General features: G+C 41.3%; 17 protein-coding genes. 13 read left to right on the top strand and 4 right to left on the bottom strand.

Annotation, left to right across the window (positions count from 1 at the left end):
• Positions 1–62: 62 nt before the first annotated feature.
• Entirely contained in the window at positions 63–296 is a 234-nt protein-coding gene (locus Q4A21_01930) for a DUF167 domain-containing protein (protein MDO4902296.1), read from the top strand.
• Between the two features lie 2 nt (positions 297–298).
• On the opposite strand, the gene Q4A21_01925 is transcribed toward Q4A21_01930, so the two are convergent.
• Positions 299–595, bottom strand: coding sequence for a DUF4298 domain-containing protein (locus Q4A21_01925; GenBank protein ID MDO4902295.1), 297 nt, complete (start codon positions 593–595; stop codon positions 299–301).
• A 63-nt stretch (positions 596–658) separates the two neighbouring features.
• Between Q4A21_01925 and Q4A21_01920 the strand changes: the two genes are divergently transcribed.
• The 5 genes from Q4A21_01920 (at position 659) to Q4A21_01900 (ending at position 3815) form a co-directional block, all read left to right on the top strand.
• Positions 659–1558: a hypothetical protein gene (locus Q4A21_01920; protein MDO4902294.1), complete on the top strand. Its 900-nt coding sequence runs from the start codon at positions 659–661 to the stop codon at positions 1556–1558.
• Positions 1559–1765: 207 nt separating this feature from the next.
• The gene (rpsL, locus tag Q4A21_01915; GenBank protein ID MDO4902293.1) at positions 1766–2176 is read left to right on the top strand and encodes a 30S ribosomal protein S12; all 411 of its coding nucleotides are present in this window, start codon (positions 1766–1768) and stop codon (positions 2174–2176) included.
• 3 nt (positions 2177–2179) lie between these two features.
• Positions 2180–2659, top strand: a complete 480-nt coding sequence (rpsG, locus tag Q4A21_01910) for a 30S ribosomal protein S7 (GenBank protein MDO4902292.1) — start codon at positions 2180–2182, stop codon at positions 2657–2659.
• A gap of 120 nt (positions 2660–2779) precedes the next feature.
• Positions 2780–3418: a TMEM175 family protein gene (locus tag Q4A21_01905; GenBank protein MDO4902291.1), complete on the top strand. Its 639-nt coding sequence runs from the start codon at positions 2780–2782 to the stop codon at positions 3416–3418.
• A gap of 100 nt (positions 3419–3518) precedes the next feature.
• The gene (locus Q4A21_01900) at positions 3519–3815 is read left to right on the top strand and encodes a hypothetical protein (protein ID MDO4902290.1); all 297 of its coding nucleotides are present in this window, start codon (positions 3519–3521) and stop codon (positions 3813–3815) included.
• A gap of 21 nt (positions 3816–3836) precedes the next feature.
• Here Q4A21_01900 and rsmD read toward each other — a convergent pair whose 3' ends face one another.
• Together rsmD and Q4A21_01890 are read right to left on the bottom strand one after the other, a co-directional pair.
• Positions 3837–4415, bottom strand: a complete 579-nt coding sequence (gene rsmD, locus Q4A21_01895; GenBank protein ID MDO4902289.1) for a 16S rRNA (guanine(966)-N(2))-methyltransferase RsmD — start codon at positions 4413–4415, stop codon at positions 3837–3839.
• Positions 4412–5263, bottom strand: a complete 852-nt coding sequence (locus tag Q4A21_01890) for a zinc dependent phospholipase C family protein (protein MDO4902288.1) — start codon at positions 5261–5263, stop codon at positions 4412–4414. Before Q4A21_01890 ends, rsmD begins: the two co-directional genes overlap by 4 nt.
• A gap of 82 nt (positions 5264–5345) precedes the next feature.
• Between Q4A21_01890 and Q4A21_01885 the strand changes: the two genes are divergently transcribed.
• The 7 genes from Q4A21_01885 (at position 5346) to Q4A21_01855 (ending at position 11624) form a co-directional block, all read left to right on the top strand.
• Positions 5346–6944: an FAD-binding oxidoreductase gene (locus tag Q4A21_01885; GenBank protein MDO4902287.1), complete on the top strand. Its 1599-nt coding sequence runs from the start codon at positions 5346–5348 to the stop codon at positions 6942–6944.
• Positions 6925–7485 (top strand): TrmH family RNA methyltransferase, encoded by a 561-nt coding sequence (locus Q4A21_01880; protein ID MDO4902286.1) that lies wholly within the window; start codon positions 6925–6927, stop codon positions 7483–7485. Before Q4A21_01885 ends, Q4A21_01880 begins: the two co-directional genes overlap by 20 nt.
• Before the next feature lie 92 nt (positions 7486–7577).
• On the top strand, positions 7578–7859 hold the full coding sequence (locus tag Q4A21_01875) for a hypothetical protein (GenBank protein MDO4902285.1): 282 nt from the start codon (positions 7578–7580) through the stop codon (positions 7857–7859).
• A 91-nt stretch (positions 7860–7950) separates the two neighbouring features.
• Positions 7951–9234, top strand: coding sequence for a trigger factor (gene tig / locus Q4A21_01870; protein MDO4902284.1), 1284 nt, complete (start codon positions 7951–7953; stop codon positions 9232–9234).
• Positions 9235–9376: 142 nt separating this feature from the next.
• On the top strand, positions 9377–9859 hold the full coding sequence (locus Q4A21_01865; protein ID MDO4902283.1) for a hypothetical protein: 483 nt from the start codon (positions 9377–9379) through the stop codon (positions 9857–9859).
• A gap of 4 nt (positions 9860–9863) precedes the next feature.
• Positions 9864–10754: a hypothetical protein gene (locus tag Q4A21_01860; GenBank protein ID MDO4902282.1), complete on the top strand. Its 891-nt coding sequence runs from the start codon at positions 9864–9866 to the stop codon at positions 10752–10754.
• Between the two features lie 117 nt (positions 10755–10871).
• Complete coding sequence (locus Q4A21_01855; protein MDO4902281.1) at positions 10872–11624, top strand: hypothetical protein; 753 nt, start codon at positions 10872–10874, stop codon at positions 11622–11624.
• A 79-nt stretch (positions 11625–11703) separates the two neighbouring features.
• Here Q4A21_01855 and Q4A21_01850 read toward each other — a convergent pair whose 3' ends face one another.
• Positions 11704–12393 (bottom strand): hypothetical protein, encoded by a 690-nt coding sequence (locus Q4A21_01850; protein MDO4902280.1) that lies wholly within the window; start codon positions 12391–12393, stop codon positions 11704–11706.
• Positions 12394–12676 lie beyond the last annotated feature (283 nt).

The following is a 12676-nucleotide window of genomic DNA, read 5'->3' as shown; positions in this document are numbered from 1 at the left end:
TAGCATACATCATCCCTAAAATAAAATTTTAATATTAATTTTTTAGGTGTTATAATTGAAGAATGAAAATTCGTGTTCGAGTTAAACCCAACTCTAAAAAGGGCCCGATGGTTGCTAAAAGTTCTGATGAAATTGGTGAAATTTTGGAGATTTTTACGCGCGAGCCGGCGGTTGATGGACGGGCAAATTTGGCCGTACAAGAGATTTTAGCGGAGTTCTGTGGCGTTTCGAAGAGCAAAATCTCGCTTCGAAAGGGCAAGAAATCTAAGATTAAGATTTTTGAAGTTGAAGATTGATTTTATCTTTTGTATGAAATTTGCTTCATCTTGTCTAAAATCTCATCGCGGATCGCCAATGCGTTCCAGATTTCGTCCTCGCTCAAAACCCCGCGAGGTAAATCGTGCGGAAATTCTCCTCTCTCGTCCGCCTCGAAGTCATTTTGCCAATCTTTACTTTTATAATATTTTTCTAAAATATCAAATTCGCTCTTGATTTTTTCAAATTCGTCCAAATCTGCTTCCAGCCTACTCAAAATATCGACTATTTTATTGAGGCGATTTTCCATTTCGATGATTTTTTGCGGTGATGATTTCATAAAAATAGTATAGCAAATTTTGCCCGCCCGTGCTATAATTAAACCATAAAAAGAAAGGAATTTATGGAAATTTTACCAATTTTATTAATGATTTTAATTTCGATCGTTGGCATTGCGTTTTTTATAACCTCAATTGTCTTCTTGATCAAATTTTCAAGCCAAAACCCAAAAACTCTAAAAACGGCTAAAAGGGCGGCGTTTTTCGCTCCTATTGGGCTTGGCTGGATTGGTGTTTTACTATACTTTATTACAATTAAGCCTGCCGTAAAGAACGACCAAGATGCCTCTGGTAAAGTCAAGAAAAGCTTTATCTGGGGAATTGTAACGATGCTTCTATATATTGTGCTTGTTTCTATTTTTACTGTTGTCGGATTATTTATATCAAGTAAAAATTCTGAGATTGGTTCAAGTGTGAAGAATCGCGACCATAGCCAACACCAAGAATCTCCTTCATTCGAAGATAACTTTTATTCTGGTAAAAAATATTATAAATATGCCAATAATGAAGGATCGTTCACAGTAGAATTGCCCTGCGTTTCTCCTCTTAAACAGGATATAGATAATGGTATAGCTCAACTTGAGGGCTATGCGTTAATTTGTGCTTCTGCTGGATCTGCGACTACCGTATTCGAGGCGGAAAGTCCAGTATTTGGATCATTGGATGAAGCTGGTCTTAGTCAAGCATTGGACGAGGGGATTAAAAACATAGGTTCCAGTTCACCACAATTTGCCAAGATGAAGATAATCTCGCAAAATTCTGATAAATTCCGCGGAAATGTGTCTCGCGAGTTGATTTTCGAGAGTGAAGATTTTAAGCAAAAAGCATTTTATCGAGCATTCTTTATCGATACGGCGGGTGGCAGGAAAATGATTCAATTCATTACTCTTGCGCAAAATCCAGAGTCTCACAATGCGATCAACCAAGATTACACCAGACTCGGGAAGAGTTTTCAAGTTAAATAAGCAAAATACTTGATTTTATGGAGGAAATTTGCTAAAATATCTAGTGAGTTTCCTCTTTTTGGTTCGAGATTTCGTGTGTGGATATTTCGAAAGCAAAAAGGTAAAGACATTTCTTCGAAAATGCTGTTTTGAAGAAATATGAGGCGAAGTTGAAGGAATTTATCACTCTGGCGACTTCGAAATAATAAATTTAATAAGGGAGAATTGATGCCAACAATCAATCAGTTAGTGCGAAAGCCTCGTAAGGTTGCTGCGAAAAAATCAAAATCGCCAGCCTTGGGACGAATTCACAACGCACTAAAAACCAAATATTACGCACAAAATGCCCCACTTAAGCGCGGTGTTTGTGTCAAAGTTACAACTAAAACACCTAAAAAGCCTAACTCAGCGCTTCGAAAAGTTGCTCGTGTGCGTCTAACTAACGGTCACGAAGTTTGGGCTTACATCGGTGGTGAAGGTCACAACCTTCAAGAGCACGCAGTTGTGCTTGTCCGCGGTGGACGTGTGCCTGACCTTCCAGGTGTTCGTTACCACATCGTTCGTGGTGCTTTGGACCTTCAAGGTGTAAATGGTCGAAAACAAGGTCGCTCGAAATACGGTGCGAAGAGGGAGAAATAATCTATGCCACGCAAAGTAACCAAAAAACTACAACGAGAATTGAACCCAGACCGAAAATACCAATCAATCTTGGTTCAACGACTTATCAACAAATCTATGCTTGACGGTAAGAAATTGGTAGCAGAAAAGGCTGTTTACAAAGCCTTGGAAGAAGCTGCTCGCCGACTTGAAAGCGAAAATCCTTTGGAAGTTTTTGAAAAAGCATTGAAGAATGTTTCACCTTCTTTCGAAGTTAAATCTCGCCGAGTTGGTGGTGCTAACTACCAGATTCCATTCCCAGTTGCTGGTCACCGACAACTTCATTACGCATTCTCTTGGCTTGTACAATCTGCTCGCGCACGCTCAGGTATGCCTTACAGCCAACGACTTGCTTTGGAGATCGTTGACGCTTACAACGAAACCGGTGCTGCTTTCAAGAAGAAAGAAGATACTCACCGAATGGCAGAAGCCAACCGCGCATTTGCGCACTTTGCTCGAGGCTAATCTCGAAGCAACCAAGAAACGCCTTCGATTTATATCGAGGGTGTTTTCTTTTTTGAAAGATTGATTTTTGCGTCAAATTTTGCTAAAATATTGAGCATAAGCATTAATTTTAGGAGAAAAATGAAGAAGAAGTTGACTGCGCCGTTGGGGCGAATTCATGAAATTTACAGAGGTGGAAAAATTTCCAAAGATCGTCTTGTTGGACTTTCGGATGGATTTATTGCGATTATTATTACGCTGATGGTGCTGGAGATTCCCGTACCAAAATCTATGAGCAATACGGCCGAAATCGCCACTTTTGGGCTTTCTATTTTGATTTATTTTGCCAGTTTTATTGTTGTGGGGTTGCAATGGAATCGCCACCATCATATTTTGGAGCGAGTTGAAAAAGTAAGCAACTCTTTCATCTGGAAGAATATGATTTATCTGTTTTCGCTATCGCTAATTCCTCTTTTGATGAAGTGGATTATTAGTTTTCCGGGAGAAATCTTGCCAGCATTTTGCTACGCCTTATCTTATATCTTTAATGATTTTTGCCTTCGCTGGATTTATCTTTCCTCTCGCGAGGATGGCTCGGGGCTGTTTCATAATCTTCACAAAAGTTATGGTCGTAGGCGTCAAGCGCTCAGAATGCTATTGACTTTTATATGGATTGTGTTGATATTAGTAATTTCTGTGATTGCTCCGCAAGTTGAGATTTTCTTTCTGATTATTTTGCCGGTGATGATTTCTCTCCAAAATCTTTTCGAGAAAGAATAAAGATAAATTGACAAAAGCGTTCTAATATGTTATATTTTCTATTAGCACATTCCAAAATTAGATTCTGGTTTGCTTAAAAAATACAGAAGGAGGTCTTTTTATGAAAGACTTTGAAGAAATCTACGGAAAATGTAGTTGGATTACACGGTGGCTACTGCTCAATTCGTTCATTAGATATATTTGGGTTAAAGCCGCTATAGTTATTACTTGGGAGCTGCTCTCGGAGAAGTTCACTAAGACTGATTTTCTTGTAGCGACGATGATTGCCTTGATGGTTTCATTTTTTACTGAAATTATGATTCGCGATATGCTTGCTACTAAGATCATGTTTAGGCAAGCCGAAATTAGTGATTTGAAATCTCAGATTAAATATATGAAGCGTCAATCTGGGGAGTAATTTCCGCCCCAATTGGGGCTTTTATTTTTTCTCGAAAATGATAATTTTGGCGCCGGCGTAGGTTTTTTGGCTTAAGATTTGTAGATTTGGTGCGGAGAAATCTTCCAGTTCTTTGGGCTGAGAAAGAATGAGAATTCCGCCATTTCGAAGTCGCTCGGCGAGGCGCTCGATAGTTGGAAATTGGGGGTCGTAATAAGGTGGATCAGTAAAAATGATATCGAAGGTTGGAATTTCTGTGACTTCACCAATTTCGAACTGGCTTTGGGTAGAATTGAGCCAGCCAGAAACGCCCGCGCGGATGAGTTTTGCGGAGCCTGCTTCAACATTTTTGTCAAGAATTGTCAAGTTTTCTGCTAAAATCTTTTGCGCGAGACGGTTTTTTTCGATAAAAGTGGCGGATTTTGCCCCGCGAGAAATTGCCTCAAGCCCCAGCGCTCCTGTTCCTGCAAAAGCGTCCAAGACTTCTGCCTCTGGAATCTGGTGCTGGATTGAGTTGAAAATCGCATTTCGCACGCGCTCGCTCATCGGGTGGGTTTGCCGAGAATTTGGTGCAGTGATTTTGTGATTTTTGAAAATTCCAGAAATTAAGCGAATATTCATAATTTTTCCTTTTTGGTGTTAAGTTTGGCTTCCGCGAGGCGTATACCTTCAAGCCAAGCAAGCGCGACGACGGATGAGATCTCTGGCAAAAGCACGGTTTTGGTTTCGCGGGCAAGGCGAGAATTCCAGCCTTTTTTGATAAAACGCTGATAATGGCGCTGGTCTGCGACAAATTTGATTTTCTCTTCAAAAAGTGTTATAAAATTGCCGTCAATCAAGCGCTGAATTTCTTCTTCTGGAGGTGTTTTTGAGAATCTTTTGGGAGCGATTGAGGTAATGAGAACTGCCACGCCCATCTCGTAAAGCATATGTGAGGACATCACGCCTTTAGGCCCGAGATATTTCCAGTTGTTGGTGAGGCGACGACGGATGGTTTCTCCCGGAAGGAACATTTTTTGATTGAGTTTAACGCGCTCGCTGGGGTGTTTGCCAGAAATCTCGATGATTTTGTCCTCCATTGGATACTGGTGAGCAGGGGTTAGCGCATCAGTAATTGCGTGCGCCATCCAGCCCGCCTCAAAACTTGCTCGAACATAATTTTTTTCAACGAGAGCATTTGACAAATTTTCCAAATGGTTTTTAACATAATTTTTCATTTGCGAATTGTCGCCGTAAGGGTCGACAAAATGCCAAGGCTCATCTTTGCCCGGCAACTTGGTTTTTATACCGTCTGGACCGCCGGAGCCCTCGAATCGTAAAATTTCTTCAATACTCGGAAAGTGGATTTTGGACTGAGGCAATGTCTGCTTGCGTAATTTTCTCAATGTTAAAAATGCGGCGCGGTCGATTTTTTGATGCGTGCCGATGATTTTGTCAAAGCCCTCCAAAGGCGTTGCTCGAGAATACATGACTCTATTTTATCATAAATTGGGTTTTGCGCAAAATAAAACGCTCTTGTTTTTTGATTGCGCTTGTGATAAAATGGTGGCAATGAGTAAAATTGCGAAATATCTAAATGGACATATTTTGGGCGAAGTTTCTGCGCGCGAATCGCGATTGCGGAATTTTTCGACAGACAGAAGCATCTTGAAAATCCAGCCAAATCTGGTTGTCTTTCCGAGAATCGCGGATGATATTCGCAAAATCATGCGTTTCTCTTGGCAGTTAGCAGAAAAGGGGCATAACATACCCGTGACTGCACGCGGTTTTGGCGGAAGCACTGATGGCTCGTCGATTACCAATGGTATCGTGTTGGATATCTCTCGCCATATGGATAATGTTAAAGAACTCGATATCAGAACGAGAAGCGTTAAAGTTCAGGCTGGGGCTAATTTTTCTAAGTTAAATTTGGCGATTGCATCTCAGGCGATGAGTATTCTGTCGAGCCCCGCTGGCGAGCGCTTAACTGTTGGCGGTGCGATCGCGATGAATCTTCCGAGCGAGAAATTCAATCACGGGACACTTTTAGATGTTACCAGAAGCCTTGAAGTTATTCTGAGTGATGGCTCGGTCATTAAAACGGGCAGAATTAGTAAAAAGGAACTTGGTGAAAAGTTGGCGCAGCAAGATTTTGAAGGAGAAGTTTACCGCAAACTCGATGCTTTGATTGAAGAAAGCCAAAGTGCTATCAGCAAAATTGATGCCGATGCTAGTTATGGCTATAACGGTCTTACTAAGGTTAAATTACCTGATGGAAGTTTTGACCTTACTCCGCTATTTTTTGGCTCTCTCGGAACGCTTGGCGTGATTACAGAGGCGGATTTCCGTGCTGAATATATCGTTGATGAGACTAAATTTATGGTTGTGGCGTTTTCTAATAGGGATGATGCGCGCGATTTTATTGATCTAAGTAAAAAATTCCAGCCCAATATTATTGAACTTTTCGATGGAAAAATGTTTGAAGCGGCTGTGGCGAGCGGGAAAAAATACGACTTCTATCTTGACCGCGTTTCGAAAAAGTTGGCTACTAAACTTGTGCTGGTGGTTGGAATTTCTGATAAAACTTCGAAAAAGATTAAGCAGACCTTTAAGAAAATTGAGGGTCTGGCGGAGCGATTTGATGGGGCGACAACTTGGGCTCCTGATGATAGCGAGGCTGAAAAGGCGGAACTTGAAACTATCCGTGATGTGCGAGAGATTTTGCGCAGTCGTGCAGGCGTTATTAAAGAGGAGATTTATCCGATTCAAGGTGTTTATGTGCCTCTTGAGCGATTTGAGCAATTTTATCTTGGGCTTCAGAAATTGGCGCTTAAGCATAGCATTCCGGCGCCCGTTCAAGGCTCTGCTTTGACTAATGTGTTTGAGATTTTGGCAGAATTTGACTTTTCCAAGGTGAGCGATAGGCGTAAGGCTCTCCAATTTATCACAGATCTCAACGCGCTTCTTGCGACTGTCGATGGGGAATTCGGCTTTGGTGCGGGTGAGGGCAGGATTTACGGAAGTTTTGTGGCGCGATATTTGGATGACGATGTGCTTAAAGTTTTTGACGAAGTTCGAGAAATTTTTGACCCTAATAACATCTTGAACAAAGGCGTCAAAGGCTTGGTTAACGCCAAAGAGTTGGTCAAGAATGTCCGAAGCGGAAAATAACTTAACTCCACAAAATGATACACGCAATCTTATTGATAAATTTAAGGGGTTGAGTGTGGAAGAGGTTAAATCTCGCCTTGACAAATCAAGGAATTGTTTTCATGTTGCAATAGAAAATTTCCAGCATGACTTTAATATTGGTACGATTGCTCGCAACGCCAATGCTTTTAATGCTGGCGGAATTCATATCATTGGGCGTCGACATTGGAATCGCCGCGGCGCGATGAAAACAGAGGCTTATATGGATGTTTTTCATCATAAGACGGTCGAGGATTTTGTTTCTTGGGCGAAGAATTCTGGCTTAAAAATGATAGCCATTGATAATCAGAATGGCGCCGAGAATCTTTCTGAGACGGAATTGCCAGAAAATTCTGTCCTTATATTCGGCAATGAAAGCGATGGTTTGTCAAGAGAGATGATTGACTCTTGTGAAAAGATGGTGGCGATCGAGCAATTTGGCTCAACTCGCAGTGTTAATGTTGGCGTGGCGAGCGGGATCGTGATGTATGAATTTGTCCGTCGCCATAATTTGACAAAATAGCAATAATCTGATAAAATTATTTTCGAAATCATAATTCAAAATTTGAAGTTCTCAATATTCAGAACTTCGAAAATAAAATTTGGAGGTGGGTTATGGGTTTAGTTCTTTCATTTTTTGGCGGATTGGTTGTTTCTATTATGCTTATAGGCATTATGTTTGGATTTTCGCATTTAATTGGCGATAAGCTTATTGATCATCTCGGTAAAGTTATAGCATTTTTTACTATTTTGTGGTTTTTTACTCCCATCGTTTTGATGATGCTTTTGTCAATCTCTGGTTGGAATTTAGTATTTTTATGGGTTGGCTATTATTTTATCTTTGCGCTGATTGTTTTGTATATTTTTAAATCTGACAATATAGAGAATTATGACTGATCCATCTTCGCTCGGAGTTTAATACTTCGGGCTTTTTTTATTTTGTTCGAATTTTGCTAAAAAATCTTTTTCGTGATAAAATAGAAAGCATATGAAGACACAAGTTGAGAAAATTTCAGATGTAAAAGTTCGCTTGACGATTTCTCTTGGAGAAGAAGAAATTGCCGCAGCGGAGCAAGTTGCTTTGACAAAACTTGCTAAAGATGTTAAAGTAAGTGGGTTTCGAAAGGGCAAGGCGCCTCTTGAAGCGGTTGCGAAAAATATCGATCCTGCCACTTTGACTAATGAAACTATGGAAAATGCGATTTCGAAGGCTGTCGCTGAGGCATTCTTGAAGGAGGAAATCCGCGCACTTAATCGACCAGAGGTTGAAATCACCAAGTTTGTGCCTGGTCAAGAGATTGAATTCACGGCGGAAGCAGAAATTTTGCCAGAAGTTAAGCTCGGAAATTACAAAAAACTAAAGACTAAGAAAGACAAGGTCGAAGTTTCCGAAAAGAAAATCAAAGAAACTCTTGAAATGATCAAGAAAAACTTTGCCAAAAAAGAAAAAGTTGATCGTGCTGCCAAGAACGGCGATGAGGTTTTGATTGACTTTTTGGGCAAAAAAGACGGCGTGGCGTTTGATGGCGGAAAAGCGGAAAAATTCCCGCTCGAACTTGGCTCCAACTCCTTTATCCCTGGCTTCGAAGATGGTCTTGTAGGTAAAAAAGCCGGCGAAGAACTCGCGCTTGACCTCGAATTTCCGAAAGATTATCACTCAAAAGATCTCGCTGGCGCGAAAGTTGTTTTTGAAGTAAAAATCCACGAAGTTAGAGAGAGTGTCGTCCCAGAACTTGACGCGGAACTTCTCAAGAAATTGGGAGATTTCAAGACCGCAGAAGACTTCGAAAAACAGATTGAGTCTGATCTTCTCGAACGCAAAAATCACGAAGCGGATGAGAAATTTAAGGACGCTCTCGTGGCGGAACTTGCTGAGATCTCAACTGTTCCAGTTCCAGAAATTCTGCTCGAAGACCAAAAGCGCTCGATCGAACTTGATATGAACCAAAATTTGCTCTACTCTGGACTTTCGCTTGAGCAGTATCTTGAAAGAATGGGCAAGACTCGTGACGAATGGCTAGAAACAGATGTAAAACAGGTGGCAGAAACTCGTGTTAAGGCCGGTCTTGCTTTGGCGGAACTCTCCAAAGCGGAAAAGATCGAGGCTTCCTTGGAAGAAGTTGATGCTCGTATTGCGCAACTCAAACTTCAATACGGCAAGAACAAAGACGCGCTCAAACAACTCGAAAGCGATGCCGTTCGAAGCGATCTCGCTAACCAAATCCTGACCGAAAAGGCTGTCGACCGCCTTGTCGAACTCAACTCGAAGTAATAAAATAATAGCTTTGAACCATCGCATATATAAAATCAACTCGTTGAACGGCGGGTTGATTTTGTTGATTATTTGAGAAAAGTGTGGTAAGATATGCGCATATTATTTCGAAATTTCGAAAGCACTTTAAGGAGGAAGTTGTATGGAGCCAATCAGAGATGAAATTGCGAAGGGCTCGCACGATTACTCGCCGATTCAGCGGCAGATTATAGGAGTGATCCATAAAAAATTTGGCGCTCGAGTGCGGATTTCCGCCGTACCGAAGAGTCTTCGCGAGATGGATTTGAGCGTTTATTTTGTCGATATGCGGGAAACCGTGAGTTTTTTAGTTTATGGAGGTGAAGTTGAGCCGGATAGAGAGGACGACTGTTCGCTTGAAATTAAAGCGATGATTGAAGAAGTTCTTGGTGAAAACCCATTTCCGCCGCTAAAAAAGGTTAAAATCGGCGCGATTTATCGTCATATGAAGACGGGCGAAAGGTATCGCTTGCTGTTTGAGAGTAAAATCGATGCCACAGGATCAATTTTTCTGAACTACCAGTGTGTTGATAAAACCGACGACACTATCTGGGCGCGCCCCAAGGATGAATTTATGGACGGGCGTTTTCAATTAGAAAAGGGGTGAAATTATGAGCGAAAAAGTTCAGGAGGTTCTGCTAAAAATGGAGCGGGACTTGGATAGCAATAAAATCAACGCTGTCAAGCAAGGGATTGTAAATCTGATCAAACTCGCCAATTATAGAGATATCGAGGAGCTTTTTCGCACTTTGGAAATTCTGGAGGAGATTGAGCGAGGAGAGGGCGTTTATTTTGGTGATCATTGTGAGATTTTAGCGACATATATCCATGATTTATCAAGCCAAGATCCGCGCAATTTAGATGAGTTTGAATTACTAAATGGGAGAATTGCGATCCTTCGAGCTAAAAGTTGGGCTAAAAATCCTGATAATTCTGTCGAATTTGGCGGTAGATTGACCGAGATTGCAGATGATCTGAGCGCTTGGACGGAGTTTTTTGAGAGTCAAGAGCTATGGGATGAGGCTTTAGAGTCGGAACTTTGCGCTAGCGCGTTAAAGTGTCGATTTACGGAGATCTTTGAGATGTCGCTCGAGAGCTGTTTTGTCAATTTTTGTGAAGTTGTCAATTATTCTAAATTTTGCGCGGCGCAAGTTGATGCTAAGATTGAGCGGATTATGATGGCGGAAGAAGATTACGATGATGAAGATCAGGGTGTCGCCGAGATTATTGATGAAGAATTTGATAAATTCAGCCAGCAGCAGGAGCGCCTTGAAGATATTGAGCTGAAGCTCCGCACGATTCAGGTTGTGTTGGCATCACGCGTTAATCTCAAAGATTTTGCGTTTTTGGAGGCTGAGCAACTTTTGTCGGAGTATGATTTTGATGAAAATCGTGGCGATAAGGTGATGAAGGGGATTCTAAAATCCATCGCCAAAAACCGCGGAACCCTCAAAAAGAAAAACTTCCCCAAACTCTTCAAGAGAAGAGTTGTAGCGAAGTAATAAGGCGACTTGAAGTCGTCTTTTATTTTGCTTAATCTTGACTTTATTGCGATAAAATGTTAAAATTTGACTGAACGATGGCTCGCGCGAGCTGTTAGTAAATTTAGGAGGTGCTTTATGGCACAAATCAATCTCTCTCGCTCTCTTCAGATTGGCTTTGATGCAGAAATGCGCAAGCTTGAAGAATTCTCTAATGTTGGCAGTATTATTGCTGCGAGAATTCGGGACTTTGTCGAAAATGAACTTCAGACCGAATTTCCTGAGATTAGCGAATATCTTGAAAAAGATCTCTTCGAGCTGAAAGAAGAACAATACCAGATTGAAATTTTCTTGGCGCTTATCGGTTATAATAAAACTTTATTTCTGGCGGAAAAGCCAATCGATCAACAAAAGGCCAAGTATCTGGTCGAATTCCGCAATATCTTTGATGAGCGGACGCGGTATGAGCTTATCTATGACAGCTCAATTACTGCTGAGGAGGTCCTGATGCTTGCGAGGAATGGTTTTTCTAACGATTTCTATCAGTTACTTCTTATTTCGAAAGGCAAAAATGTTCGACTTGAAGAGCTGATTGGTGAAATCAAGAAGAATATTGCCAAAATCAATCGCAAGGAGGCTAATTCTTTACAGAAGAGCAAGCTGAAGGAGCTTGCGATTCTCTTGTCGGTTTCTAACGATCGGGAGTTTGAAAAAATTCTTACCTTATTCAAAAAGTTGGATCAATTCTTCCTTGGGCGGATCATTGTTGTGGCAAGAGACTTGCTATTTAGTAGGATTGATGAAGATGAATTTAAGGAGATCTTAAATTCTTGCCGAGAATCTTCCGATAAAATTATTCCTATGCGCAACAAAATGATTGCGATAGAATAAAATCTCGACGCTCACTTTGGTGGGCGTTTTTTATAAAATAAAAATCCCCATCTCTGTCGAAATGGGGTTGGTGTGAGCACTACTTCTGATATAGCGCTTTAAACTCCGTACCTTCGGCTGACTTTTTGAGAGCCTTGAAAGTTTCTTTCGAAACTGGCACGGGGCGGACGATTTTCACACCTTCAAACTCAAGTTCTGCCCAAACATAGTAGGCGCTATCCTTGAAAATGTCGAAGGAGTGAAAAATCCGCGAGCGAATTTTTCGTGGGCTGGTGATTCTTAAAAATCGATGCGTCGCGTTAACTTCATCAAAAACATCTTCGAAGGTGAAACTCTCGAGACGAGAGCCATCTTGCCGAGTGAAGTAAATCTCTGGGCGGCGGACAGTTTTATTCTCCGCTGCGACAAAGATCTGCTCGGTGATTTTATCGCCATTTTGGTCGAAGAACGCAAATCCTTCCGCCGGCACGCTTGAAATGCCTTTGGCGTCGGAGTAGGTCTTGATCCACTCCTTGCTTTCGCTAAAAGTATCAGCGGCGCGCTCCTTCCACTCGGGGAATTTTTCGCGTGCCTTGTCACGGATTTCGGACCATTTTTCTTTGCCTTTTTCCGTCCAAGATTCGACTTGCTCCGGCTGGACAAGCGGCGTATCCTTGAAGATATCGTTCAACTGATTTCGAAGTTCATCAGTGTTAGCATGAACGACATTTCCGCCGATCGACAACATAACAATCGCTCCGAGAGCGAGTTTTTTAAGTAAATTCTTCATAAGATTTTCCTCCTTAAAACACGCTCTCAATAATCTTAAAAATGAAAGGTGCTAAATATACTCTAATTATAGAATAAACGGTGAGAAAAGTCAATTTCAGCGTTTGGTGAATGAGTTATTTTTCGAAAAGTCCTCGGCGAGCCTGCGGAAAATCCGAAAAATAACCCACTCGTAAAATCTGTGGAAATTCATAAATTTTCCGCAATTTTTCTCTTGAAAATATTGATTTTTTGTGATAAAATGGGCGATAAGAAGTAGTGTGTCTGCGAGGAGATTTTCGAAA

The sequence above is a fragment of the bacterium genome, assembly GCA_030530825.1.
Taxonomy (GTDB): domain Bacteria; phylum Patescibacteriota; class Saccharimonadia; order Saccharimonadales; family Saccharimonadaceae; genus Nanogingivalis.
Note: the sequence above shows the minus strand (reverse complement) of the source record. Positions and strands in the feature narration are given on the sequence as shown.

What these genes read in the sequence shown, in the direction of transcription:
- rpsL (MDO4902293.1), top strand. Translation starts at nt 1,766, where the DNA reads ATGCCAACAATCAATCAGTTAGTGCGAAAGCCTCGTAAGGTTGCTGCG.
- Q4A21_01875 (MDO4902285.1), top strand. Translation starts at nt 7,578, where the DNA reads ATGGGTTTAGTTCTTTCATTTTTTGGCGGATTGGTTGTTTCTATTATG.
- Q4A21_01850 (MDO4902280.1), bottom strand. Translation starts at nt 12,393, where the DNA reads ATGAAGAATTTACTTAAAAAACTCGCTCTCGGAGCGATTGTTATGTTG.
- Q4A21_01890 (MDO4902288.1), bottom strand. Translation starts at nt 5,263, where the DNA reads ATGTATTCTCGAGCAACGCCTTTGGAGGGCTTTGACAAAATCATCGGC.
- Q4A21_01860 (MDO4902282.1), top strand. Translation starts at nt 9,864, where the DNA reads ATGAGCGAAAAAGTTCAGGAGGTTCTGCTAAAAATGGAGCGGGACTTG.
- Q4A21_01930 (MDO4902296.1), top strand. Translation starts at nt 63, where the DNA reads ATGAAAATTCGTGTTCGAGTTAAACCCAACTCTAAAAAGGGCCCGATG.
- Q4A21_01920 (MDO4902294.1), top strand. Translation starts at nt 659, where the DNA reads ATGGAAATTTTACCAATTTTATTAATGATTTTAATTTCGATCGTTGGC.
- Q4A21_01880 (MDO4902286.1), top strand. Translation starts at nt 6,925, where the DNA reads ATGTCCGAAGCGGAAAATAACTTAACTCCACAAAATGATACACGCAAT.
- Q4A21_01900 (MDO4902290.1), top strand. Translation starts at nt 3,519, where the DNA reads ATGAAAGACTTTGAAGAAATCTACGGAAAATGTAGTTGGATTACACGG.
- rpsG (MDO4902292.1), top strand. Translation starts at nt 2,180, where the DNA reads ATGCCACGCAAAGTAACCAAAAAACTACAACGAGAATTGAACCCAGAC.
- tig (MDO4902284.1), top strand. Translation starts at nt 7,951, where the DNA reads ATGAAGACACAAGTTGAGAAAATTTCAGATGTAAAAGTTCGCTTGACG.
- Q4A21_01905 (MDO4902291.1), top strand. Translation starts at nt 2,780, where the DNA reads ATGAAGAAGAAGTTGACTGCGCCGTTGGGGCGAATTCATGAAATTTAC.
- Q4A21_01865 (MDO4902283.1), top strand. Translation starts at nt 9,377, where the DNA reads ATGGAGCCAATCAGAGATGAAATTGCGAAGGGCTCGCACGATTACTCG.
- Q4A21_01925 (MDO4902295.1), bottom strand. Translation starts at nt 595, where the DNA reads ATGAAATCATCACCGCAAAAAATCATCGAAATGGAAAATCGCCTCAAT.
- rsmD (MDO4902289.1), bottom strand. Translation starts at nt 4,415, where the DNA reads ATGAATATTCGCTTAATTTCTGGAATTTTCAAAAATCACAAAATCACT.
- Q4A21_01855 (MDO4902281.1), top strand. Translation starts at nt 10,872, where the DNA reads ATGGCACAAATCAATCTCTCTCGCTCTCTTCAGATTGGCTTTGATGCA.
- Q4A21_01885 (MDO4902287.1), top strand. Translation starts at nt 5,346, where the DNA reads ATGAGTAAAATTGCGAAATATCTAAATGGACATATTTTGGGCGAAGTT.